Source organism: Thermopolyspora sp. NPDC052614 (assembly GCF_040678635.1).
Lineage (GTDB): Bacteria > Actinomycetota > Actinomycetes > Streptosporangiales > Streptosporangiaceae > Thermopolyspora.
Genome location: NZ_JBFATZ010000008.1, coordinates 115,946 through 138,972 on the forward strand (window position 1 = coordinate 115,946; position 23,027 = coordinate 138,972).

Consider the following 23,027-nt stretch of genomic DNA (forward strand, 5'->3'; position numbering starts at 1 on the left):
GTCGTCCCGCATGGTAGCCCCGACCCGGCAACCGCTCCTTCGCTGAAGACGTTCCCCGAGAGCAGGGCGTTCACCCCCATCCAACTACTGTTCGGGGGTGCGATGTTCCCGCTACGCCGCAAGCGAACGAGGTTTAACGCGCACGCAAAACTGGATCATGCGGTTATCCCGGCCGTCGGGGGTCTGCAACGGCCGAGATAACCGCACGGTCGCCCCACTTAGTGAACCGCTTCGTACTGCTCCACCACGGAGGAGGCAATACGACCGCGCTCGCTGACGGGAAGACCGTTCGCCTTCGCCCAGGAGCGGATCTCCGAGCTCTTCTCACGGGACATGGCCCGCTGGCTTCCGCGCCGACGGCGCGACGGGGTCGTCTCGGCGCGGCGGGCGCTCGACACGAAAGGACTGAGCGCCTCCCTGAGCTTCTTGGCGTTGTCGTCGCTCAGGTCGATCTCGTAAGCGTTTCCGTCAATGGCGAACGTGACCGTCTCATTGGCCGTGCCGCCGTCGAGGTCGTCGATGAGAATCTTCTGGATCTGCGTGGCCACCTAGAGCATTCCTTTCGCAGAGTCATTGTTTGATTCGCTAGCCAAACATATACCCAATTTTCATCGCGAGCAATTCGCCGTGTTCCCACCGATTGTAGGGCCACCAGTCATGACCCGGAGCCTTCCGCCGACTTCGCGGCGTGCTCGCTCTCTCGCCGCCGCGCGGGGCCCTCGGAGCGAACCAACTTCACGACGCCATAGATGAAGGCGGCCGCCACGAGCCCCGGCGGTATCAAGGCGGACAATACCTCTGACATAGGTCCTCGCTCCCAGCTCTGGGTAATCGGGACGCCATGGGGTGACGCCCCGGCGGCTACTACCAGCCTAATGCGCGTCTCTCCAGGCTTCTTACCCGATGACCGACAAAGGGGGTCGGAAAGGGGCCCAAGTTCCTAGAACCCCGACGCCACAGGGGTTCCGGCTTCGTTGACCGATCTAAAGGATCTTGAAATTGCGACCCGGCGGTCCGCCTAAGCGAATGGTCAGGGAGGCCGGGTCAAGATTCGCCCAAACTCCGTACCCAAGGACGCAAGCGTCCCCGGACACGAAAACGGGGCCGACAGGCTGTAAACCTTCGGCCCCGCTCTCTTGCACTACTTAACCTTGACAACCACCGTGTTCGCGACCTTGTCATGCAGGCACTGCTGCAACGGCTTGTCGAAGAACAGCCAGATGGCGTTGACGAGCGGGAAGATGTAGAGGAGCTGGCCCACGACGGGAATCCACGTCAGGACGTTGGCACCCCACATAACCCCCGCACGCTTCAGGGCGGCGTCCCCCGCCACCCCGCCGGGGCCGAGGGGGCCGCCGACGTGCACCACCTTGATGCCCATGACCTGCTTGCCGAGCGTCTGCCCGCTCTTGGTCAGGAAGAAGTACTCGTAGCCGAATATGAGGCCGGTCACCAGCACGGTGGACAGGACGGTGGCGATGGAGACCCCGGTGAGGCCGGCCCCCGAGGTCACCAGGAAGAGGCCGATGATGAACCCGATGATGAAGCTGAGCACACCGAAGATGAGGCCGTCGATGATGCGGGCGACCAGGCGCTGCCACCACTCGGCGAGCGGCGCGGGGGCGCCCGGCGGCGTCGCGCCCTGGGCGTAGGCCGGCTGGCCGTACCCCTGGCCGTAGCCCTGCTGGGGGTAGGACTGCTGCTGCGCGTAGGCGGGCTGCTGGCCGTAGCCCCCCTGGCCGTAGCCGGGGTCGCTGGTCTGGCCGTACCCCTGCTGGGCGTAGCCCGGCTGGCTGTAGCCGCCCTGCTGACCGTAGCCCTGCTGCTGGCCGTATCCGGCCTGCTGGCCATAGCCGCCCTGCTGCTGGCCGTAGCCCCCCTGGCCGTAGCCGGGATCGCTGGTCTGGCCGTACCCCGGGTCGGTGGACCCGCCGAAGCCGCCCCCCTGGCCCTGGCCGTAGCCGCCCTGGCCGGGCTGCTGGCCGTACCCCCCTTGGCCGTAGCCGCCTGCCTGGCTGGAGCGCTGGCCGTAATCGCCCTGCTGGCCGTAGGGCTGGGGGCCGCTCGCCGAGCCGTACGACTGCGGTCCGCTCTGCGATCCGTAGGACTGCGGCCCGCTGGGGGAACCGTACGGCTGGGGCCCGCTTTGCGAGCCGTACGACTGCGGTCCGCTCTGCGAACCGTATGACTGCGGTCCGCTCTGCGAACCGTACGACTGGGGGCCCGTCTGCTGGCCGTAGGACTGGGGGCCGCTCGCCGAGCCGTAGGACTGCGGGCCCGTCTGCTGTCGGCCGTAGCCGTAACCGCCGTCCTGCCCCTGCTGCCCGTAGCCCTGCTGCTGGCCATAGCCGGGCTGCTGCTGACCGTATCCTCCCTGCTGACCGTAGCCGTACTGGTCGGATCGGTAGCTGACGACCGTCACGTCCGGGTCGTACCCGTCGACCGGTCCTTGATTGTTCTGCCGGTAATCCGGCATCCCCGGCGGCGACCCGCCATCCGGTTCATCCCGTGGATACGGTGGCTGTCCGGTGCTCACCGTGTCACCTCACTTCGAGAGGGCATGTGGCACATTCAGGCACATGCTGGCTGTTGCCCAACGTAGCGACCCAAGAGATCAACCGTCACCTTTCGCCCATGTCGCGTGGAGAGTCCGATCGCGGCATGAGGTGCAGCAGCATCCTCGTGTTGCCGAGTGTGTTGGGTTTGACATGCTCCAGGTCGAGAAACTCGGCCACCCCTTCGTCATAGGAGGCGAGCAACTCGGCGTACACCTCCGGAGAGACCGGCGTCCCCTGGATCGGGACGAATCCGTGCTTCGCGAAGAACCCGACCTCGAAGGTCAGGCAGAAGACACGGCGTAGTCCCAGTTCCCGTGCGGTGTCGATGAGCGCGGCGACGATGCTGTGGCCGATTCCGAGACCGCGGTATTCCGGGTCCACGGCGACCGTGCGTATCTCCGCGAGATCCTCCCAGAGCACATGGAGCGCTCCGCATCCGACGACGACACCGCCTTGCTCCGCCACCCAGAACTCCTGCACGTCCTCGTACAGGGTGACGGTCGCTTTCTTGAGCAGGCTCGGCCCCACCCCCGAATAGATGTCGACAAGTCGCCGGATGGCCCGTACGTCCGGAGTACGGGCACGCCTCACCACGACCGCACCTTCCAGCGGTGTGAACTCCGCGACCTGCTCCATGACAGGTCAGGGTATCCTGCCCGAGCCACCTCGTATCGGTTGGTCCGTTATCCCGAACCATTCCGTGATGTGATCACTTTTGCCGGGGGCCGGAACGGCGCCAGACCGCTTCGCTATGGGCCGCACCTGCCCGCCCTCGTCGTCCCGCTCGTCGCTCCAGCGCAGGGCCGGTTTGGACCGATTCACGGATGTGACCGGACCGTGATTCCGCAGTTGTCGAATCACAACGAAATCGCAGTTCTGGTTGAGCGCGACCTTGGGGTGCATTAATGTCCAAGCTCGGTGTCGGCTGCGTCAGCGGCCGGCCCGCCTAATCCCCGCCATCCGCACTGGCATGGGGAACCGGGGACCCACGTCACAGGGGTGAATCCGCGACCCCCGCGGGCTGTCCGGCCGGGGTCTCGGTAGGGCTCCTCCGGCCCGAACCCGTCAGCTAACCCGGTAGGCGGCCTGGGAGAGGAGTTTGCTTGCTGCTGCGCATGTGCCTGGCCGGCGTCATGGTGGTCGCGCTGACGATCGGCGCACCGGCCCTGTCGGCGACGGCCGACCCCGAGCCCAGCCTTCGTCAGCTCACCAAGCAGGTGGAGAGCCTGCACATCGAGATCGAGAAGCTGACCGAGGACTACAACCGCGAGCGGGAGCGGCTGAAGAAGGCGCGGCACACCGCCGACAAGGCGCAGAAGATCCTCCGCGACAACCAGGACGAGCTCGCCATCCGGCGGGAACGCGCGGGGCTGCTGGTGCAGGGCGAGTACATGATGGGCGGCTTCGGCTCCGGGCTCGCCTTCACCGGCAGCGGCGACCCGGACTCCTACCTCGACGGGGCGGCCACCACCTACGCGCTGCAGCTTGAGCGGGGCGAGGAGGTGAACCAGCTCAGCACGCTGCTCGCGGAGGCCGAGCGGGCCAAGAAGGAGGCCTCCGCCCAGGAGGAGGAGGTCGAGAAGATCGTCAAGGGGCTCGACGATCGCCGCGACAAGATCAGCAGGCTCATCGCCAGGACCGAGAGCAACCTCTACCGGCGGGCCAACGATCAGCTCAGGTCGGCCGCCGGGCGGGCGAGGTTCATGAACATCCCGATCGTGGGGCAGGGCAAGGCCGCGCAGGCGGCGCGGTACGCGATGAGCCAGCAGCTCAAGCCGTACGTGTGGGGGGCCGAGGGCCCCAACAGCTTCGACTGCTCGGGTCTGGTGATGTGGGCCTACCAGAAGGTGGGCATCAACCTGCCGCACTACACGGGCAGCCAGTGGACCGCGGGCCGCCAGGTCTCCCGCGAGGACCTGCGCGTCGGCGACCTGGTGTTCTTCTACAACGACCTGCACCACGTCGGCATCTACATCGGCGGCGGCCTCATGGTGCACGCGCCCAGAACCGGGGACGTGGTACGCGTGGCCTCGATCAAGAACCGCCCGTTCGTCGGCGGCGTGCGCATCGCCGACTGATCGGCGGCCGGCTGACGGCGAAGGCGCGGGTGCCGCACTCCCGCGGTGACCGTGCCGCGTCGCCGGATGCATCGTTCCAGGGGCTACGACGGCAAGCCGTGTACGGCCTTGCCCCGGTTTGACCGGGATTGACCAGAATGACCGGGTTGACCGTCCCCGCGCGGACGGCACCCGGCCCGGTGGAACGCTTGCGAACCTCCCAACGAAAGGGGACGGCCGGCGCGTCGCCTCAGATCAGGCGTCGACGAGCCGCCCAGGCGACCGCCTCGATGGCGGTGGCGACGCCGATCCGGTCGCAGATGCCGCGTAGCCGACGCCGGACCGTGCGCCCGCTCACGTCCAGCCGCCGCCCGACGCGGTCGACCGTGACGCCCTTGGCGAGTTCGGACAGCAGGAGCAGGTCATCCTCAGTGAGTCCCGCACCGTCCGCACCGACGACGCGATCTTCCTTCTGGGAAACCACATCGGGATACGCCATCGGGAAACCTCCCTCACGACGAACTCGGCGATGTTGCATTGTCTTGGCCCGCTCCGTGTGGAACGCTAAACGCCTCGATCAAGGTCGTCAAGCCGTGAGCGGCGGCGATGGGGGCGACATCACAAACGGGCAGCCGAGAGGCATGATCAGTTAGGAGTCATGCGCTCTCGGCCCGCTTTCCCCATTACACAAATAAAACCGGACTATTTCCGCAAGGTTTCACCCGGTCGGCTTGACCAGCGGGAACAGGATCGTCTCCCGGATGTTGCGCCCGGTGAAGGCCATGATCATACGGTCGATCCCGGCGCCCATGCCACCCGTGGGGGGCATCGCGTACTCCAAGGCGCGCAGGAAATCCTCGTCGAGCTGCATCGCTTCGGGATCGCCGCCGGCCGCGAGCAACGACTGCTCGGTCAACCGCCTGCGCTGCTCGATCGGATCCACCAACTCCGAATACGCGGTGCCCAGCTCGGTGCCGAAACCGATGAGATCCCATTTCTCGGTCAGCCGCGGATCCTCGCGGTGCTGCCGGGTCAGCGGGGACGTCTCCAGCGGGTAGTCCATCACGAACGTGGGCTGCACGAGCGTGTGCTCGACCAGCGCCTCGAACAGCTCCTGCACCAGCTTGCCCGGCCCCCACTTGGGGTCCCAGTGCACCTCCCGCTTGTCGGCGTACCGCCGCAGCTCCTCCAGCGGCGTGCCCGGCGTGATCTCCTCGCCGAGGGCGGCCGAGACCGCGCCGTACAAGGTGATCCGCGGCCACTCCGGCAGGCCGAGGTCGTACTCCTTCCCCTCGTGCACCACGACCGTGGTGCCCAGCGCGGCCACCACGGCCTTCTGGTACATGCGCTGGGTCAGGTCGGCCATGTCGTTGTAGTCGAGGTACGTCCCGTACGCCTCGATCATGGTGAACTCGGGGTTGTGCGTCGCGTCGGCGCCCTCGTTGCGGAAGTTGCGGTTGATCTCGAAGACCTTCTCGATGCCGCCGACCACCAGCCGCTTGAGGTAGAGCTCGATCGCGATGCGCAGATACAGCTCCATGTCGTAGGCGTTGATGTGGGTCTTGAACGGCCGGGCCGCCGCGCCGCCGTGAATCGGCTGCAGCATCGGCGTCTCGACCTCCAGGTACCCCTCCTCGTGCCAGAAGTCCCGCACGGCCCGCACGGTGTCACTCCGAAGGCGCGCCATCCGCCGCGCCTCGTCGTTGACGATCAGATCGACGTAGCGCAGCCGCACCCGCGCCTCGGGGTCGGTGAGCCCGGCGTGCTTCTCCGGCAGCGGGCGCAGGCACTTCGACGTCAGCGCCCAGCTCTCCACCTGGATCGACAACTCGCCGCGCCGCGAGGTGATCACCTCACCCTCGACGCCGACGTGGTCGCCGAGGTCGATGTCCCGCTTCCACCGGGCCAGCGACTCCTCGCCCACCTTGTCGAGGGAGAGCATGATCTGCAGGTCGCCCGACCCGTCGCGGATCGTGGCGAAGCACAGCTTGCCGCCCTGCCGGGACAGCATGACGCGGCCGGTGACCCCGACGCGCTCGCCCGTCGCGGTGTCCGGCTCCAGCCCCTGGTGTTTCTCCCTGATCTCCGCGATGGTCGCCGTACGCGGAAAGTTCACCGGGTAGGGGTCGACACCCTCCTGGCGGAGGCGGTCGAGCTTCTCCATGCGCACCCGGATCTGCTCGGGCAGCTCCGACTGCTTGGAGAGCGAGGTCGTCGTCACGTCTTCGGTCACATGACAAAGGTTAGCGAGAGCGCGCCGGTGATCTGGACTCAATAACGCGGGAGCGCCCGCCAGGGCACTCCGGACAGACGAGGGAGGACCCGGCTCTCAGCGCCCTCACCGCGGCGTACAACCGCGCCAACCGGCACGCGCGCCGGAGGAGACGAGGCACGAGACCGGCCGCCGACACCCGCGCGGTGCCGACCGCGCCCGAGATCGGGGCGGCCGGGTCCGCTACGACGTGTTGCGCTGGTAGATCAGGCGGAGGCCGATCAGCGTGAGCCAGGGCTCGTGGATGTCGATCGTCGATGCCTCGCTGACGACCAGGGGGGCCAGGCTGCCGGTGGCGACCACGGTCACGTCCTCGGGGTCGGCGGCCAGCTCGGCGACCATGCGCTTGACGATGCCGTCCACCAGGCCGGCGAAGCCGTGGATGATGCCCGACTGGAGGGCCTCCACGGCGTTCTTGGCGATGACCGAGCGGGGGCGGATCAGCTCTACCTTGTGCAGTTGCGCGCCGGCCGAGGCCAGGGCGTCCACCGAGATCTCGATGCCGGGGGCGGTCACCGCGCCCACGTACTCACCTTTGGCCGAGACCGCGTCGAAGGAGGTGGCCGTGCCGAAGTCGACGACCACGCACGGCCCGCCGTACAGGTTGATGGCGGCCAGGGCGTTGACCACCCGGTCGGCGCCGACCTCCTTGGGGTTGTCCATCCGCACCGGCACCCCGGTGCGCACGCCCGGCTCGACGATGACCGTGCTGACGTCGCCGTAGTACCGGCGCGACATCTCCCGCATCTCGTTGAGTACCGAGGGCACGGTCGAGCAGATGGCGATGCCGCTGATGTCGGCGCCCTTCAGCAGCGGCGACTGGGCGAGCAGCCCCTGCAGCACGACGGCGAGCTCGTCCGCGGTACGCCGCGGGTCGGTGGCGATGCGCCAGTGCTCGATGACCTCCTCCCCCTCGAACAGACCCAGCACCGTGTGGGTGTTGCTGACATCGACGGCGAGCAGCATCAGGCCCTCCGCAAATCGAGCGCGATGTCCAGGGCCGCCGCGGAGTGGGTCAGCGCGCCGACCGCGAGGTAGTCCACGCCGGTGGCGGCGACCTCGCGCGCCGAGTCGAGGGTCAGCCCGCCGCTGGCCTCCAGCCGCGCCCGGCCGTCCACCAGCCGCACCGCCTCGGCGAGCGCCTCGACGGTGAAGTTGTCCAGCAGGATCTCCTGCGCGCCCTCGGCGAGCACGGGCTCTATCTGGTCGATGCGGTCCACCTCCACTTCGATCGGCAGCTCCGGGTACGCCTCGCGCACGGCACGGAACGCCTTGTCCACCCCTCCCGCGGCCACCACGTGATTGTCCTTGATCAGAGCGGCGTCCGATAGCGACATTCGATGGTTGACACCGCCGCCGCAACGCACCGCGTACTTCTCCAGCGCCCGCAAACCGGGCAGCGTCTTGCGGCTGTCGCGGATCCGCGCCCCGGTGCCGGCCACTTCGGCCACCCAGCGGGCGGTGAGCGTGGCGATCCCGGACAGGTGGGTGAGCAGGTTGAGCGCGGTGCGTTCGGCGGTGAGCAGGTCGCGAGTGGGTCCGGTGGCCGTCATGAGCACCTCGCCGGCCTTGACGGCGTCGCCGTCCTCGACGTGCCGTACGGCCGTGATCCGGCCCTGCGACACCACGGCGAGCACGGCCTCGGCGAGCGGCAGCCCGGCGACCACGCCGTCCCTGCGGGCGACGAAGTCGCCGGAGGCGGCCTGCCCCTCCGGGATGGTGGCCCGGCTCGTCACGTCGCCTGCCTCGGTCAGGTCCTCCTCCAGCGCCATCCTGACCAGCCGCAGCACGGCCGCCGGGTCGAGTCCCGCCGCGGCCAGGTCGGCGTCCAGGTGTCTGGGAAGCACGGAGGTGTCGTGCGCCACGAAAGTCATCCCCCCATCCAGGCTCACGTCGAGGTGACCGAGCCATTGTGAATCTTCCCGCTCCGGGAAGTCCTCGCGCCAGTGCGACCCTCGCGTTTCCCGCCGGGCGCGGGCGGCGGCGGTCAGCACGGTCGCCACCGTGAGCAGGTTGGTGGTTTCCCACGACTCGGTACGGGGCTCCACGGCCACCGGCGTCCAGCGGGCGTCGCGCAGCGCGCGGGCGACCTCCCGCAGGCTCTCCTCGCTGCGCAGCACGCCCGCGCCGCGGCTCATGTGCGCCTGGATCCGGGGGCGTACGCGGGGATCGACCAGGCCGTGCGGGCGCTCGTCGGCCACCGGCTCCCCGGGGACGGGGCGCGGGCGGGCGAGGTCGCGGGCGATGCGCCAGGCGAACACCAGGCCCTCAAGCAGCGAGTTGGACGCGAGCCGGTTCGCGCCGTGCACGCCGGTGCTCGCCACCTCGCCGCACGCGTACAGGCCGGGCACGCTGGTACGGCCCCGTGTGTCGGTGAGCACGCCGCCGCTGGCGTAGTGAGCGGCGGGCGCGACCGGGATGAGGTCGGTGGCCGGGTCGATGCCGTGCTCGCGGCAGACCGTGTAGATCGTGGGGAAGCGTGCGCGCCACATCTCCTCGCCGAAGTGCCGCCCGTCGAGGTAGACGTGGTCGGTCCCGGTCTCGTGCATGCGCCGGGTGATCGCCTTGGCGACGACGTCCCTGGGCGCGAGGTCGGCCAGCTCGTGCACACCCCGCATGAACCGCTCGCCCCGCTCGTCGACGAGGAAGGCGCCCTCGCCGCGTACCGCCTCGGAGATCAGCGGCTGCTGGCCGGTGGACTCCGCGCCCAGCCACAGCACGGTGGGGTGGAACTGCACGAACTCCAGGTCGCGTACGACGGCCCCGGCGCGCAGCGCGAGCGCCACCCCGTCGCCGGTGGACACCAGCGGGTTCGTCGTCGAGGCGTAGATCTGGCCCATGCCGCCGGTGGCGAGCACGACCGCGCCCGCCCGCACCGCGCCCACACCGTCCCGCGCGCCCTCGCCCATGACGTGCAGGGTGATGCCGCAGGCACGCCCGTCGGCGTCGGTGAGCAGATCGAGCACGAGCGCGTGCTCGATCGACTCGATGCCGCGCTCACGTGCGGCGGCAACCAGGGCGCGCTGCACCTCCATGCCGGTGGCGTCGCCCCCCGCGTGCACGATGCGGTTACGCCGGTGACCGCCCTCGCGGCCGAGCCTCAGCTCCCCGTCGGGCCCCCGGTCGAACCGCGCCCCCTCGGCCATGAGCCACCGCAGCGCCTGCGGCCCCTCGGTGACGAGCACCCGCACCGCGTACTCGTCGCACAGCCCGGCCCCCGCCGCGAGGGTGTCGCTCAGATGCGCGGCCGGGGTGTCATCGGGGTCGATGACGGCCGCGATGCCGCCCTGCGCCCAACGCGTGGATCCGGCGCTCAGCACGTCCTTGGTGACCACCAGGACCTTCGCGTCCGGCACCAGTTCGGCGTACCGGACCGCGACCGTGAGCCCGGCGATGCCGGAGCCGACGACGACCACGTCGGCATGCACGGTCCAGCCCGGCTCGGGGGCGGTCAGCCGCCGGGGAAGGGGAATGTTGGCGCCGGTCACTACGGCCTCCAGTTCGCACCGCTATTTCGTCAGCATGACGATAACGCGACCCCTCATCCACGGATTCCCGGGGGTGTGCAAACTTGAGTGGGAGTCACATGGCGGCCGGCGAGGAGCGTCACCCGCGGTTCCGCAAGTGGTCTCATCTCGCGCAATCGGCCGGTGCATTCGTGGGCCTCATGGAGATCGCCGTGGTTGCTGCCCCTCGTAGGGGCTATGAGGACGCAGACTCCTGTTGGCCGCTTCCTGCTGGGTCCTGGCCAGGTTGCGACCCCTCGTAGGGGCGATGAGGACAAGGCTCGGAACCGGTGCGAGCAGGCTGGTTGGCCACGTTGCGACCCCTCGTAGGGGCGATGAGGACCCGAGGCGTTGTAGCCGGTCGCGGTCGTGCCCAGGTTGCGACCCCTCGTAGGGGCGATGAGGACCGGGAGGCGGCCCGCCAAGACCGCAGGCCGACCCCGTTGCGACCCCTCGTAGGGGCGATGAGGACGGGGAGCTACGCAGCGCGCTGGCCCCGTTCATCGGTTGCGACCCCTCGTAGGGGCGATGAGGACGACACGCACTTGCCCGGGCCGCGCATCCGACCGGGTTGCGACCCCTCGTAGGGGCGATGAGGACCCGAGGGTAAAGCCGCAGGTGGGCGGCGATTTGGTTGTGAGTTCTGGGGCCGGTTTTGCAGTGAACCTCCGGTAGTGCTGAAAACCCCGGAGGTCTGCTGCAGAACCTATGCTCCACGACGGCTTCGGTTAGGGCAAGGTCACGATCACGTTGTCGATCAGGCGGGTGGTGCCCACGCGGGCGGCGACGGCGAGCACCGCCTCGCCGACGTGGTCGTCGGCGACCTCGGCGAAGGTGGCCGGGTCGGCCAGTACGACGTAGTCGACCGTGAGGGGCGCGGCGTCGAGGACCTGGCGGGTTGCCGCGACGATCTCCCAGGGGGTGCGGTGGCCCGCGCCTTCGTGGAGGGCGCGGGAGAGGGCGAGGGCGATTTCCCGCTCGTCGGGCGACAGGTAGCGGTTGCGGCTGGACAGGGCCAGGCCGTCCGGCTCGCGCACGATGGGAGCGCCGATGATGCGGACCGGGACGTCGAGGTCGGCGACCATGCGGCGGATCATGGCGAGTTGCTGGGCGTCCTTCTGGCCGAAGATCGCGACGCTGGGTCGTACCAGGTTGAACAGCTTCAGCACCACGGTCAGGACGCCGTCGAAGTGGCCCGGCCGGAACGCGCCCTCGACGATCGTCCCCATGTGCCCGGCCGACACGGAGACCTGCCGGTCCGGCGGGTACATCTCCTCGGCGGACGGGGCGAAGACGATGTCCACCCCCTCCGTACGGCACGCCGCCACATCGGCCTCGAAAGTCCGCGGATACCGCGAAAAATCCTCGTTCGGCCCGAATTGCAGCGGATTGACGAAGATGCTCACCGCCACATGGTCCGCGTGCTCCTTGGCCAGCCGAATCAGCGACAGATGCCCCTCGTGCAGCGCCCCCATCGTCGGCACCAGCGCCAGCGTCCGCCCGTCCCGGTCGCCCCAGCGCGCGCCGATCCCGAGCGCCGCCCGCGCCTCGTCCAACTCCGCCCGGCTACCCGCGACGATCACGTCCATATGTTCCCCCCGAGCGCGTCGAGCAGCCGCTCGGCCGCCTCCGGCTTGAGCAGTCCCGCCGCGAGCGCCCGATCGGCGGTGAGCCGCGCCAGCGCGACGTAGGCGTCGGCCGCCTCGGGCGCGGCGAGGATGAGCGCGTCCACGTGCTTGCGCACCGTGCCCGCGTCGCCGCGCACCACCGGCCCGGTGAGCCCGGCCATGCCGAGCCGCAGCACGTTGTCGAGCGCGGCGCCGAGCAGCGGCCCGAGCATCCGCCCCGGATGCTCCACGCCGATCTTCGCCAGCAGCTCCTCGGACTCGGCGACCAGCGTCACCATGTGATTGGCCGCCCCCGCCAGCGCCGCGTGGTAGAGCGCCCGGTCCTTCTCCTCGATCCACGCGGGCTCCGCGCCCATCTCGATGACGAGCGCCTCCGCGACCGGCCGCAGCGGCTCGGGCGCGGTGACGCCGAAGAAGCAGCCGGTCAGCCTGCGCAGGTCATCGTCCCGGCCGGTGAAGGTCATCACCGGATGGATCGCCAGCGGCAGCGCGCCAGCCTGCGCGGCCGGTTCGAGCACCGCCAGCCCGTACGCCCCGCTGCAGTGGGCGATCAGCTTGCCGCGCAGGTCCACCCCGGTGGCGGCCAGCCCGGACACGAGGCCGGGCAGCACGTCGTCCGGCACGGTGAGCAGCACCAGTCCGGCGGCGGCGACCACCTCCTCCGGGCGGCTGAGCTCCACGCCGAGCCGCTCGGCGGCCTTCTGGCGCGAGGCGTCGGACACGCCGCTGGCGGCGACGACGCGGTGCCCCGCCTGGGCGAGCGCGGCACCGAGCGCCGAGCCCACGCGCCCGGCCCCGACGACGCCCACGGCGAGTCGCGCCGGACGATCACTGAGGTCCATGGCTTCCGGTCCCATCACGATCAAGTATCGTCGGCATCGCGCCCTGGCTGACCAGACTAATCCGCGCCTCGCATCGACGGCCCCCAGGGTAACGCCCCGTGGATCACACGCCGCCCTGGAGGCCGCCGTACCAGGCCCGCGGAGGGATCGGGCCGGGACGGCGACCTCCTTCGGCGTGAGCAACGCTAGCGCAAATCAATCACAATTCGTGGCAATGAAATCACTCAGCGTGTCCTACGTCGCCAAAGGCCCGCCGCCGCGGGCCGACAGCGGTAGCTTCTTGTCGTGTGTGGGTTACCTGGCGTGAAGCGATCGAAAGGGCCCTGTACGGGGAAGCGGGCTTCTACCTCCACCAGCGTCCGTCGCGGCATTACCGCACCTCGGTCGGGGTGTCCCCGGTGTTCGCCCAGGCCATCCTGCGCCTGCTCACCGACGTCGACGCCCGGCTCGGCCACCCCGATCCGCTCGACTTCGTGGACGTCGGCGCGGGCGACGGCACGCTCGCCGTCGGCGTGCTCTCGTTCGCCCCGCCCGAGCTCGCCGAGCGCCTGCGCATCACCGCGGTCGAGCGCGCCCCTCGCCCCGAGGGCCTGACGCCGCGCATCGACTGGGCGCCCGTCGCGCCGGACCGGCTGCGCGGCCTCGTCATCGCCAACGAGTGGCTGGACAACATCCCCCTCGATTTGGCCGAGCAGACCGCCCGCGGCCCCCGCCTGGTCCTGGTCGATCCGCGTACCGGCGCCGAGCGCCTCGGCCCCGAGCCCGACGACGAGGACATCGCGTGGATCGCACGCTGGTGGCCGCTGACGACCCCCGGCGACCGCGCGGAGATCGGCCGCACCCGCGACCAGGCGTGGGCCGCGCTCATCGGCAAGCTGGAGCGCGGTCTCGCGGTCGCCGCCGACTACTCCCACCCCGTGGACAACCGGCCGCTGGGGGGCACGCTCACCGCCTACCGCGAGGGCCGCACCGTTCCGCCCGTCCCCGACGGCTCCTGCGACATCACCGCCCACGTCGCCCTCGACGCCTGCGCCGAGGCCGGTCACGGCGCGGGCGCCACCGGCACCAAGCTCACCACCCAGCGCGAGGCGATGATCGCCCTCGGCGTCACCGGGGTCCGCCCCCCGCTGCACCTCGCCCACGCCGACCCCCGGCGCTACCTGCGCGCCCTCGCCCGCTCCTCGGAGGAGGCCGAGCTCATCGCCCCCTCCGGCCTCGGCGGCTTCGGCTGGCTCACCCAGGAGGTCGATCTCGCCTGACGCCGCTGGGCGGTCTCGGCGCTGAGCGCCCGCACCACGGATCGGCGCACCGCCAGGCGTACGGGCAGGGCGGTGAGCACCGCCGTGACCAGGAGAGTCGCGAGTGCGGCGCCGACCGTCGCCGACGACAGGACGCACTCCGCCGGCCCTTGGGCACGCCCGGCCGTGGCAGCCGGACTCGCCGGCGTAGGGCGAGGTGGTGCGACCGCCGGGGTGAGGCTCAGCCGGTGCGCAGTTCCAGGGCCTTGAGGCCGCGCATGATGTAGCCGGGCTTCCATTCGGGCTCGGCGACGAGGTCGAGGCCGGGTGCGGCGCGGAGCAACGCGGTGAAGGACTCGGCGAGCTCGATCCTGGCGAGCGGCGCGCCGAGGCAGTAGTGGATGCCCAGGCCGAAGGAGATGTGCGGGTTCGGGTCGCGGCCGAGGTCGAGCCGGTCGGGGTCGGCGAAGACCTCCGGGTCGCGGTTGGCGGAGCCGAACAGCAGCGCGACCTCGCTTCCGCGCGGAATGTGCACGCCGCCGACGGTGATGTCCTCCAGCACCCAGCGCTCGAACATCTGCGCCGGGGTGTCCCACCGCAGCAACTCGTCCACGGCGGTGCCGACCAGCCCCTCGTCCCCGTCCCGTACGGCGGCGCGCAGCCGGTCGAGCTGGTCGGGGTTGCGGAACAAGGCCCACCAGGAGTTCCCGGTCGCGTTGACCGTCGCCTCGTGCCCGGCGTTGAGCAGCAGCACGCAGGTGCCGATCAGCTCGTCCTCGGTGAGCCGGTCGCCGTCGTCGACCACCTGCGCCAGCGCCGAGATCAGGTCGTCGCCGGGGTCGGCGCGCCGCGCCCTGGCCAGCTCCCGCACGTATCCGGCGAACTCCTCCGCCGCCCGCACCGCCGTACGCTGCACCTCCACCGGCGGGTTGAGCTCGTACATGCCGCACATGTCGGCCGACCAGGGCCGCAGCAGACGCCGGTCGGCCTCGGGCACCCCGAGCATCTCGGCGATCACGGTGACCGGCAGCGGCTCGGCCACCTCGGCGATCACGTCGCCGCCGCGCTCGGCGAACGCCTCGGCCAGCCCCGTGGCGATCTGGCGGATCCGGGGCCGCAGCGACTCCACCATGCGGGGCGTGAACGCCTTGGACACCAGCCGCCGCAGCCGCGTGTGCACGGGTGGCTCCACGTCGAGCATGCCCACCCCGACCACCCGCCAGAACGGCTCCTGCCAGTCCGGCCAGGGCTCCCTGCCGAACTCCTCGTGGCTGCCGAGATGCAGGTACGTCCGGCCGAGGCGGCGATCCCGCAGCAGGGCATCGACGTCGGCGTGCCGGGCGATCAGCCACTGGCCCGTCGGCTCGTAGAAACTCACCGGCTCCTGTTCGCGCAGCCGGGCGTACACGTCGTAGGGATGGGCGACGAATTCAGGATCCCAAGGGTCAAACCGCACGTCCTCATCGTATGAAACAGTAGAGGGCATGACCGAGCGGGTTGTGGGGATCGGGGCCGGCGCGAAGGAACTCGCCACCGAGGACATGATCCTCAACATCGGCCCTCAGCATCCCTCGACGCACGGCGTGCTGCGGCTGCGGCTCACCCTCGACGGTGAGCGGATCAGCGCCGCCGAGCCGATCGTCGGGTACATGCACCGCGGCGCGGAGAAGCTGTTCGAGGTCCGCGACTACCGGCAGATCATCGTGCTCGCCAACCGGCACGACTGGCTGTCGGCGTTCGCGAACGAGCTCGGCGTGGTGCTCGCGGTGGAGCGCATGCTCGGCATGGAGGTCCCGGTGCGCGCCGTCTGGGCCCGTACGCTGCTCGCCGAGCTCAACCGGGTGCTCAACCACCTGATGTTCCTCGGCTCCTACCCGCTGGAGCTGGGCGCGATCACGCCGGTCTTCTACGCCTTCAACGAGCGCGAGGAGCTGCAGGCCGTCATGGAGGAGATCTCCGGCGGCCGCATGCACTACATGTTCAACCGCGTCGGCGGCCTCAAGGAGGAGCTCCCGGCCGGCTGGCTGTCCCGCGTCGAGCACGCGGTGGCGGCGGTACGGCGACGCCTCCCCGACATCGAGGAACTCATCGTCGGCAACGAGATCTTCCGCGCCCGCACCGTCGGCGTCGGCCGCGTCGACCGCGAAACGATCATGCAGTACGGCGTCAGCGGCCCGATCGCCCGCGCCTCCGGCGTCGACTTCGACCTGCGCCGCGACGAGCCCTACCTCGCCTACGGCGAACTGCCCGTCAAGGTGGTCACCGAGGTCGCAGGCGACTGCAACGCCCGCTTCCGCGTCCTACTCGGCCAGGTCAAGCAGTCCCTCACACTCGCCGACGCCTGCGTCGAGCGCCTACGCGACCTGCCCCCCGGCCCGATCAACCAGCGCCTCCCCAAGGTCCTCAAGGTCCCCGAGGGCCACACGTACGCCTGGACCGAAAACCCGCTCGGCATCAACGGCTACTACCTGGTCTCCCGCGGCGAGAAAACCCCGTGGCGGCTCAAGCTCCGCTCGGCCTCCTACAACAACGTCCAGGTCCTGCGCGAGATCCTGCCGGGCCACCTGGTCGCCGACATGGTCGCCATCCTCGGCTCGATGTTCTTCGTCGTCGGCGACATCGACAAATAGCGGTTCACGACACACCGGCTCGGGCGCCGCCCAAGGGGCGGACGACGCCGAACGGGCGTTGGCTCACTGGGTGGGGCGTTTGTCCTTTTCGCGGTCGCCGGGGACGCGGCAGCAGTACTCCAGGTAGAGGGCCGCGCAGATGAGCAGGACGCAGGCGATGAAGGAGCCGCCGCCGACGAGGGCGTCGTAGCGGGGCTGTGGCAGGCTGAGCAGGTCGAGGACGCGCAGGACGAATCCGGCGAAGATGCCGGCGAAGACCGAGCCGGCGAGGGCGGTGGCCTTGGCGAGGGCGACCAGGCGGGCCACGGCGATCGGATCGACGGGCTTGGTGCCGGGTTTGCGGTGGATGCGGGCGCGGGTGGCCCAGCCGGTGTACGCCTCGCCGATCGCCAGCAGCAGCACGGTGGGGATCGCCGTCCACGGCAGCGTCTGCAGCTCGGAGTAGGTCTTTTGCAGCAGCGCCCAGGTGATCAGCGCGAAGACGACGACGAGGACGACGAGCAGGCCGGGGCGGCTGGGCTTCACGGAGTTCCGGTTCCTTACGCGGGAGGTTGCAGTTTCAGGTCGGGGCGCCGCCGTACGCCCTCCTGGTCGAGGGAGGCGAGCAGGGCCGCGGCCGAGCCCCGGCCGGGCAGTTCCGCCGCCGGGTCGGCCTCCACCCAGGGCACCAGCACGAAGGCGCGCTCGTGCGCCAGCGGATGCGGCAGGGTGAGGTCGGGGTCGCTCAGGGTCACGTCATCGACGGTGATCAGGTCGACGTCGAGGGTGCGCGGACCCCAGCGCTCGGCGCGGACCCGGCCGAAGGCGTTCTCCACGCCCAGCGCCCGATCCAGCAGCGTACGCGGGTCGAGCGTCGTCTCGCCGATGACGACCGCGTTGAGGAACGGCCCCTGCTCGGGCCCGCCCACCGGGTCGGTCTCGTACACCGACGACATCGCCACGAACTCCAGCCCGGGCGCGTCGAAGAGGGTGTCGATCGCGCCCTGAAGATTCTCCAGCCGCCGCCCCACGTTGCTGCCCAGCCCGATCACGACTCTCATGACCGCCTCCGCCTGATCGTCACCACCACGTCGTCGAACGGCAGGGGGATGGGAGCGGCCGGTTTGTGTACGCTCACCTCCACCTCCTCGACCCGTTCGTGGGACAGGCAGACGTCGGCCAGCTTCTGCGCCAGGGTCTCGATGAGGTTCACCGGCTTGCCCGCCACGACTGCGGAAAGGCGCGTGGCCAGCTCGCCGTAGTCGACCGTCCGGGTCAGGTCGTCCTCCGCCGCCGCCGGGGCGGTGTCCAGGAACAACGTGACGTCCACCACGAACTCCTGGCCCAGCTCACGCTCGGCCGGCAGCACCCCATGGCGGCCACGCGCCCGGATGCCCCGCAGGGCGATGGCGTCGAGCGCCCTCACACGACCTCCTGCCCGTCCTCGTCGTCCTCCTCGCCCTGCAGGACCGGCGACCCGTGGTGGATCCACAGCTTCCAGCCGCGGGGCGTGAGCACGAACGTGTTCGTGGCCACCACCTTTCCCGCGACGAAGCCCGTCTCACCCTCGTCGCCCGCGGTGAGGATGTTTTCCGCGCAGGAGACCACCGCGACGTCGCCGACCACGCAGGTCCACACGTCGGTGAGCACGAACTGGATGTACGGCGTGTTCGCCATGATCAGCGCATAGGAGCGCATGATCGCCCGGCGGCCGGTCAGCATCGACCACCCGGGGTGCACGCACATCGCCACCCGGTCGCCGGTGTCGTCCGCCCAGATCTCCTCCATGCGGTCGAGGTCGGCGCCCTCGATGGCCGCGTAGAACTCCTGGTTCAGCGACTCGATCTCCGTGACGACGCTCACCGCTCGGCCCCCGCCTGCCAGGCGGCGGCGACACGGACGGCGTCGGCGTTGGGGCGCACCTCGTGCACGCGCACGCACCAGGCCCCGGCGCGGGCCGCCAGGGCGGTCGCGGCGACGGTCGCGGCGTCGCACTCGTCGAACGGGCGGGGGGTGCCGTCGGGGGCGGCCAGGAGGCGGGTCAGGAAGCGTTTTCGGGACGCGCCGACGAGGAGCGGGCGGCCCAGCTCGGCGAGCCGGTCCAGGCCCGCCAGGAGGCTCCAGTTGTGCTCGGCGCGCTTGGCGAAGCCGAGGCCGGGGTCGAGCACGATCTGATCCTCGTGTACGCCCTCGGCGAGCACCGAGTCCACCCGCTTGGCCAGCTCCTCGCGCACCTCGGTCACCACGTCGGTGTAGACGGCGCGGTTGTCCATGTCGTGGCTGTGGCCGCGCCAGTGCATGACCACGTACGGCACGCCGGTCGCGGCGACCATGCGGGGCATCGCGGGGTCGGCGAGCCCCCCGCTGACGTCGTTCACGAGCACGGCCCCGGCGGCGACGGCGATCTCGGCCACCTCGGCGCGCATCGTGTCCACGCTCACCTTCACGCCTTCGGCGGCGAGGGCGCGGATGACGGGCTCCACCCGCCGGATCTCCTCGTCGAGCTCGACGCGGGCCGCGCCCGGCCGCGTCGACTCGCCGCCGACGTCAACGATGTCGGCGCCCTGCTCCACCAGTTCCAGGCCGCGCCGGATGGCCGCCGCCGAGTCGAACCATCGGCCGCCGTCGGAGAAGGAGTCGGGGGTGACGTTCACCACGCCCATCACCAGACACCGCGCCGGGCCCTGTGACTGACTGGGCAACCCCCGCAGACTCCATGTGGTCATGCTCCCCAGCCTAGGCGGTCGCGGGCGATCGAAACGAGGGGGACCTTCGCCCTGCGGAAGACCGGTCGGCGGGACCGCACGGCCAGGGGCATCCCCCTAACATCCCCTCGGCACGGACACGGCCGCGTCGCGGAAGCCTGCCTCGCGGGGCACCGATCAACGATCCTCCCCGATCAGGGCAACCAGGTCGGCACAGGCGCGTCACGTCGCGAAACCCACCTCACAGGACACCGACGCCACGGCACAGGGACAGGTACGGCCACGGTACGAGACCCACCCCACGGGACGCCGATCAACGGTGCCCCAGGATCAGGGCCATCGCCTCGGCGCGGGTGCGGTCGCTGTTGCGGAAGTTGCCGCGTACGGCCGAGGTGATGGTCTTCGCGCCGGGCTTGCGGACGCCGCGCATGGTCATGCACAGGTGCTCGGCCTCGATTACCACGATTACGCCGCGTGGTTCGAGGACACGCATCAGCGCGTCGGCCACCTGCGAGGTCATACGCTCCTGCAGTTGCGGGCGGCGGGCGAAGACGTCGATGAGCCTGGCCAGTTTGGACAGCCCGGTGACCTGGCCGCGGTCGTTGGGGATGTAGCCGACGTGGGCCACGCCGTAGAAGGGCACCAGGTGGTGCTCGCAGACGCTGGACACCTCGATGTCGCGCACCAGGACCATCTCGTCGTGGTCGGCGTCGAAGACCGTGGTGAGCACCTCTTCGGGGGTCTGGCGCAGCCCGGCGAACTGTTCGGCGTAGGCGCGGGCGACGCGGGCGGGGGTGTCGCGCAGCCCGTCCCGGTCGGGGTCCTCGCCGATGGCGATGAGGATCTCCCTGACGGCCTTCTCGATCCGGGGAGCGTCGAAGGGCGGGGGCTCCGGGGGCAGTTCCGGCATCGGCTCGCTGTCCATGAGACTTCCTTACCGGCCGAGCCTCGGCCCGCGCGGTGCCGCCGGCCTCGGCCGTGTTGTCACCGGCGTTCCCACGCCGGTATGGCGTTCGCCGGCTCCTTTGCCGACGCTTTCTTCGTCGGTGCCAGTTCTACCGGTGCGTGCGTACCGGCCTGACGTCGAGGTCGGCGTACGGCCACCGGCCCCGATGACACCGAGTTTGTCACCGGGCTTGTCACGGGGCCTGTCACCAGGCCGCCGCGGGCCCGCCGCGAGGCCCTGCCGACGGCTTGTCACGTCGTGAGGTCGCCATGGGCTCACCGTGACGTCCGCGACATGCCTGAGGTCGCCAGGTCGCCACGGGGGGTTCACTGTGAGGACCGTGACGACCTCGTGCCGACGAGGTCGCCGTGGGCTTGCGATGAAGTCCGCGGCGACCTCGCCTGCGAAGCTCGTTACGCCTCGTCCTTCGGCGCGCGCTCGCTCAGCCACGGCTGCTCGACCGGCGAGCCGCCGTTCGGCGCGCCGTTGGGCAGGGCGGGCGTGGATCCGTTGCCCGCGCGCTCCTTGGGCGTGATGACCGGCGGGCGGTCCGACGGCAGGCGCTTGCCGTAGCCGGAGTAGGACGGGCGGTGCTCCTTCTTCACGACCGGGGAGAAGATCTCCATGACCTGCTGGCGGGAGAGGGTCTCCTTCTCCATCAGCTCAAGGACCAGGTTGTCGAGCACGTCGCGGTACTCGACGAGGATCTCCCACGCCTGGTCGTGCGCGGTCTCGATGAGCCTGCGCACCTCCTCGTCGATCGTGGAGGCGATCTTCTCGGAGTAGTCGCGCTCGTGGCCCATGTCGCGGCCGAGGAAGACCTCGCTGTTGCCGGTGCCGAACTTGCGGGCGCCGAGCTGCTCGCTCATGCCGTACTCGGTGACCATGCGGCGGGCGATCGCCGTGGCCTTCTCGATGTCGTTGGCCGCGCCCGTCGTCGGCTCGTGGAACACCAGTTCCTCGGCCGTGCGGCCGCCGAGCAGCATGGCGAGCTGGTCCATCATCTCCGAGCGCGTGGCGAGGAACTTGTCCTCCATCGGCAGCGTCATCGTGTAGCCGAGGGCGCGGCCGCGGGACAGGATGGTGATCTTGTGAACCGGGTCGGCGTTCGGCAGGGCGTGCGCCACCAGGGCGTGGCCGCCCTCGTGGTACGCGATGATCTTCTTTTCCTGGTCGGACATGACCCGGGTCTTGCGCTCCGGACCGGCCATCACGCGGTCGATGGACTCCTCGAGGGTCGCCATCGTGATGAGCTTCTCGTTCTTCCGGGCGGTGAGCAGCGCGGCCTCGTTGATCACGTTCGCCAGGTCGGCGCCGGTGAAGCCCGGCGTACGGCGGGCGATCGTGTCCAGGTCCACGTCGGGCGCGAACGGCTTGCCGCGGCCGTGCACCCGCAGGATGCCCTTGCGGCCCTCCAGGTCCGGCCGGTCGATGACGATCTGCCGGTCGAAGCGGCCGGGACGCAGCAGCGCCGGGTCGAGGATGTCGGGCCGGTTCGTCGCGGCGATGAGGATCACGCCGCCCTTGACGTCGAAGCCGTCCATCTCGACGAGGAGCTGGTTGAGCGTCTGCTCGCGCTCGTCGTGGCCGCCGCCGAGGCCGGCGCCGCGGTGCCGGCCGACCGCGTCGATCTCGTCGATGAAGATGATCGCCGGGGCGTTCGCCTTCGCCTGCTCGAACAGGTCGCGCACGCGGGAGGCGCCGACGCCGACGAACATCTCCACGAAGTCCGAACCGGAGATCGAGTAGAACGGGACGCCCGCCTCACCGGCGACCGCGCGGGCCAGCAGCGTCTTGCCGGTGCCGGGCGAGCCGTACAGCAGCACGCCCTTGGGGATCTTGGCGCCGATCGCCTGGAACTTCGCCGGGGCCTGCAGGAACTCCTTGATCTCCTGGAGCTCCTCGATGGCCTCGTCGGCGCCGGCGACGTCGGCGAAGGTGGTCTTGGGAGTGTCCTTGGTGACCAGCTTGGCCTTGGACTTGCCGAAGCTCATCACCCGGGAGCCGCCGCCCTGCATCTGGTTCATGATGAACAGGAAGATGAGGACGATGATCACGATGGGGAGGAAGCTCACCAGCAGGCCGACCAGGAAGTTCTCCCGGGGCACCTCGACCGTCCAGCCCTGACGGGGATTGGCGGCCTTCAGCGCGTCGGCGAGCTGCAGACCCTGCCCGGCCACCCAGGACGAGTAGTAGCTGCGCCCGTCGGTGGTGGTGACCTCGATGCGCTGGTCCTTGTCGATGATCTTCGCGTTGGAGATCTTCCCCTGGTCGATCAGCGACACGATGGTGGAGGTGTCGGTCCTCTGGTAGTTGCCGTCGCCCCCGAACATCGTGGTGACGAGCAAAAGCAGCACGACAATGCCTAGGATCCACAGCAGTGGCCCACGTGTAAATCGCTTGAGATCCATCCGATGCGGAACCCCGGCGGGCCCGTCCCTTCCTGACCAAGGCCTTGGCACCCCCGTGAGGGGGTCGCGGCATCCCTAGCCGCTCCTTCTGCGTACCCGAAGGCGCCGTGATGGCACCTTCGAGAATCAGAAGGTACACCGCTCACCCGAGTGGGGTAACCGCTCGGGCTTCGCGGCTCTTGCCATTCCAACGTACGTCAGGTGCCCCTGTGTTCCAGGCGGCAGAGCGGAATATCACGTTATTCACAGGCCACT

20 protein-coding genes, 1 CRISPR repeat array and 1 riboswitch are annotated in these 23,027 nt (G+C 70.0%); of the genes, 3 read left to right on the forward strand and 17 right to left on the reverse strand.

Translation table 11 applies throughout. From position 1 onward, the window contains the following. Positions 1–218: 218 nt before the first annotated feature. The 3 genes from AB0K60_RS19030 to AB0K60_RS19040 all read right to left on the reverse strand — a co-directional run bounded on the left by AB0K60_RS19030 (position 219) and on the right by AB0K60_RS19040 (position 3,194). Positions 219–548, reverse strand: coding sequence for an Lsr2 family protein (locus AB0K60_RS19030; RefSeq protein ID WP_364056147.1), 330 nt, complete (start codon positions 546–548; stop codon positions 219–221). A gap of 593 nt (positions 549–1,141) precedes the next feature. Continuing rightward, the gene (locus AB0K60_RS19035; RefSeq protein WP_364056150.1) at positions 1,142–2,476 is read right to left on the reverse strand and encodes an RDD family protein; all 1,335 of its coding nucleotides are present in this window, start codon (positions 2,474–2,476) and stop codon (positions 1,142–1,144) included. 145 nt (positions 2,477–2,621) lie between these two features. Next, the gene (locus AB0K60_RS19040; RefSeq protein WP_364056153.1) at positions 2,622–3,194 is read right to left on the reverse strand and encodes an amino-acid N-acetyltransferase; all 573 of its coding nucleotides are present in this window, start codon (positions 3,192–3,194) and stop codon (positions 2,622–2,624) included. 308 nt (positions 3,195–3,502) lie between these two features. Next, a riboswitch (cyclic di-AMP (ydaO/yuaA leader) is annotated at positions 3,503–3,658 on the forward strand. A gap of 3 nt (positions 3,659–3,661) precedes the next feature. Here AB0K60_RS19040 and AB0K60_RS19045 point away from each other — a divergent pair. Next, positions 3,662–4,636, forward strand: a complete 975-nt coding sequence (locus AB0K60_RS19045) for an NlpC/P60 family protein (protein ID WP_364056156.1) — start codon at positions 3,662–3,664, stop codon at positions 4,634–4,636. 229 nt (positions 4,637–4,865) lie between these two features. Here AB0K60_RS19045 and AB0K60_RS19050 read toward each other — a convergent pair whose 3' ends face one another. From AB0K60_RS19050 to AB0K60_RS19075, 6 genes are all read right to left on the reverse strand, one after another. Next, on the reverse strand, positions 4,866–5,114 hold the full coding sequence (locus AB0K60_RS19050) for a LuxR C-terminal-related transcriptional regulator (protein ID WP_364056159.1): 249 nt from the start codon (positions 5,112–5,114) through the stop codon (positions 4,866–4,868). 219 nt (positions 5,115–5,333) lie between these two features. After that, entirely contained in the window at positions 5,334–6,848 is a 1,515-nt protein-coding gene (lysX, locus tag AB0K60_RS19055) for a bifunctional lysylphosphatidylglycerol synthetase/lysine--tRNA ligase LysX (protein ID WP_364056162.1), read from the reverse strand. A gap of 222 nt (positions 6,849–7,070) precedes the next feature. Further along, positions 7,071–7,853: a type III pantothenate kinase gene (locus AB0K60_RS19060; RefSeq protein WP_364056165.1), complete on the reverse strand. Its 783-nt coding sequence runs from the start codon at positions 7,851–7,853 to the stop codon at positions 7,071–7,073. Next, the gene (locus tag AB0K60_RS19065) at positions 7,853–10,375 is read right to left on the reverse strand and encodes an L-aspartate oxidase (RefSeq protein WP_364056168.1); all 2,523 of its coding nucleotides are present in this window, start codon (positions 10,373–10,375) and stop codon (positions 7,853–7,855) included. The genes AB0K60_RS19060 and AB0K60_RS19065 overlap by 1 nt, the downstream gene beginning before the upstream one ends. Before the next feature lie 194 nt (positions 10,376–10,569). After that, a CRISPR array of direct repeats spans positions 10,570–10,993; the repeat unit is 30 nt; unit sequence GTTGCGACCCCTCGTAGGGGCGATGAGGAC. A gap of 128 nt (positions 10,994–11,121) precedes the next feature. Then, positions 11,122–11,982, reverse strand: a complete 861-nt coding sequence (gene panC, locus AB0K60_RS19070) for a pantoate--beta-alanine ligase (RefSeq protein ID WP_364056171.1) — start codon at positions 11,980–11,982, stop codon at positions 11,122–11,124. Next, positions 11,973–12,863 carry a DUF2520 domain-containing protein gene (locus AB0K60_RS19075; RefSeq protein ID WP_364056174.1) on the reverse strand — a complete coding sequence of 297 codons (891 nt, stop codon included), beginning with the start codon at positions 12,861–12,863 and terminating at the stop codon, positions 11,973–11,975. Before AB0K60_RS19075 ends, panC begins: the two co-directional genes overlap by 10 nt. A 287-nt stretch (positions 12,864–13,150) precedes the next feature. On the opposite strand from AB0K60_RS19075, the gene AB0K60_RS19080 reads away from it, so the two are divergent. Beyond that, positions 13,151–14,122, forward strand: a complete 972-nt coding sequence (locus tag AB0K60_RS19080) for an SAM-dependent methyltransferase (RefSeq protein ID WP_364056177.1) — start codon at positions 13,151–13,153, stop codon at positions 14,120–14,122. 220 nt (positions 14,123–14,342) lie between these two features. Here AB0K60_RS19080 and AB0K60_RS19085 read toward each other — a convergent pair whose 3' ends face one another. Beyond that, positions 14,343–15,557, reverse strand: a complete 1,215-nt coding sequence (locus AB0K60_RS19085; RefSeq protein ID WP_364056180.1) for a cytochrome P450 — start codon at positions 15,555–15,557, stop codon at positions 14,343–14,345. 28 nt (positions 15,558–15,585) lie between these two features. Here AB0K60_RS19085 and AB0K60_RS19090 point away from each other — a divergent pair, with 28 nt between their 5' ends. Further along, entirely contained in the window at positions 15,586–16,731 is a 1,146-nt protein-coding gene (locus AB0K60_RS19090) for an NADH-quinone oxidoreductase subunit D (protein WP_364056183.1), read from the forward strand. A gap of 63 nt (positions 16,732–16,794) precedes the next feature. Here AB0K60_RS19090 and AB0K60_RS19095 read toward each other — a convergent pair whose 3' ends face one another. The 7 genes from AB0K60_RS19095 to ftsH form a co-directional block, all read right to left on the reverse strand. Beyond that, on the reverse strand, positions 16,795–17,256 hold the full coding sequence (locus AB0K60_RS19095; RefSeq protein WP_364056186.1) for a DUF3180 domain-containing protein: 462 nt from the start codon (positions 17,254–17,256) through the stop codon (positions 16,795–16,797). 14 nt (positions 17,257–17,270) lie between these two features. Continuing rightward, positions 17,271–17,771, reverse strand: a complete 501-nt coding sequence (gene folK / locus AB0K60_RS19100) for a 2-amino-4-hydroxy-6-hydroxymethyldihydropteridine diphosphokinase (protein ID WP_364056189.1) — start codon at positions 17,769–17,771, stop codon at positions 17,271–17,273. Beyond that, complete coding sequence (gene folB / locus AB0K60_RS19105; protein ID WP_364056192.1) at positions 17,768–18,136, reverse strand: dihydroneopterin aldolase; 369 nt, start codon at positions 18,134–18,136, stop codon at positions 17,768–17,770. Before folB ends, folK begins: the two co-directional genes overlap by 4 nt. Continuing rightward, entirely contained in the window at positions 18,133–18,573 is a 441-nt protein-coding gene (locus tag AB0K60_RS19110; protein WP_364056195.1) for a nuclear transport factor 2 family protein, read from the reverse strand. Before AB0K60_RS19110 ends, folB begins: the two co-directional genes overlap by 4 nt. Further along, the gene (gene folP, locus AB0K60_RS19115; protein WP_364056198.1) at positions 18,570–19,436 is read right to left on the reverse strand and encodes a dihydropteroate synthase; all 867 of its coding nucleotides are present in this window, start codon (positions 19,434–19,436) and stop codon (positions 18,570–18,572) included. The genes AB0K60_RS19110 and folP overlap by 4 nt, the downstream gene beginning before the upstream one ends. Positions 19,437–19,728: 292 nt before the next feature. Further along, a complete protein-coding gene (gene folE, locus AB0K60_RS19120; RefSeq protein ID WP_364056201.1) occupies positions 19,729–20,340 on the reverse strand; it encodes a GTP cyclohydrolase I FolE in 612 nt (203 codons plus the stop codon). A gap of 434 nt (positions 20,341–20,774) precedes the next feature. Beyond that, positions 20,775–22,772 carry an ATP-dependent zinc metalloprotease FtsH gene (gene ftsH, locus AB0K60_RS19125; RefSeq protein WP_364056204.1) on the reverse strand — a complete coding sequence of 666 codons (1,998 nt, stop codon included), beginning with the start codon at positions 22,770–22,772 and terminating at the stop codon, positions 20,775–20,777. Positions 22,773–23,027: the final 255 nt, after the last annotated feature.

What these genes read in the sequence shown, in the direction of transcription:
- ftsH (WP_364056204.1), bottom strand. Translation starts at nt 22,772, where the DNA reads ATGGATCTCAAGCGATTTACACGTGGGCCACTGCTGTGGATCCTAGGC.
- AB0K60_RS19060 (WP_364056165.1), bottom strand. Translation starts at nt 7,853, where the DNA reads ATGCTGCTCGCCGTCGATGTCAGCAACACCCACACGGTGCTGGGTCTG.
- AB0K60_RS19090 (WP_364056183.1), top strand. Translation starts at nt 15,586, where the DNA reads ATGACCGAGCGGGTTGTGGGGATCGGGGCCGGCGCGAAGGAACTCGCC.
- AB0K60_RS19040 (WP_364056153.1), bottom strand. Translation starts at nt 3,194, where the DNA reads ATGGAGCAGGTCGCGGAGTTCACACCGCTGGAAGGTGCGGTCGTGGTG.
- folK (WP_364056189.1), bottom strand. Translation starts at nt 17,771, where the DNA reads ATGAGAGTCGTGATCGGGCTGGGCAGCAACGTGGGGCGGCGGCTGGAG.
- folP (WP_364056198.1), bottom strand. Translation starts at nt 19,436, where the DNA reads ATGACCACATGGAGTCTGCGGGGGTTGCCCAGTCAGTCACAGGGCCCG.
- AB0K60_RS19050 (WP_364056159.1), bottom strand. Translation starts at nt 5,114, where the DNA reads ATGGCGTATCCCGATGTGGTTTCCCAGAAGGAAGATCGCGTCGTCGGT.
- AB0K60_RS19035 (WP_364056150.1), bottom strand. Translation starts at nt 2,476, where the DNA reads ATGCCGGATTACCGGCAGAACAATCAAGGACCGGTCGACGGGTACGAC.
- panC (WP_364056171.1), bottom strand. Translation starts at nt 11,982, where the DNA reads ATGGACGTGATCGTCGCGGGTAGCCGGGCGGAGTTGGACGAGGCGCGG.
- folE (WP_364056201.1), bottom strand. Translation starts at nt 20,340, where the DNA reads ATGGACAGCGAGCCGATGCCGGAACTGCCCCCGGAGCCCCCGCCCTTC.
- AB0K60_RS19075 (WP_364056174.1), bottom strand. Translation starts at nt 12,863, where the DNA reads ATGGACCTCAGTGATCGTCCGGCGCGACTCGCCGTGGGCGTCGTCGGG.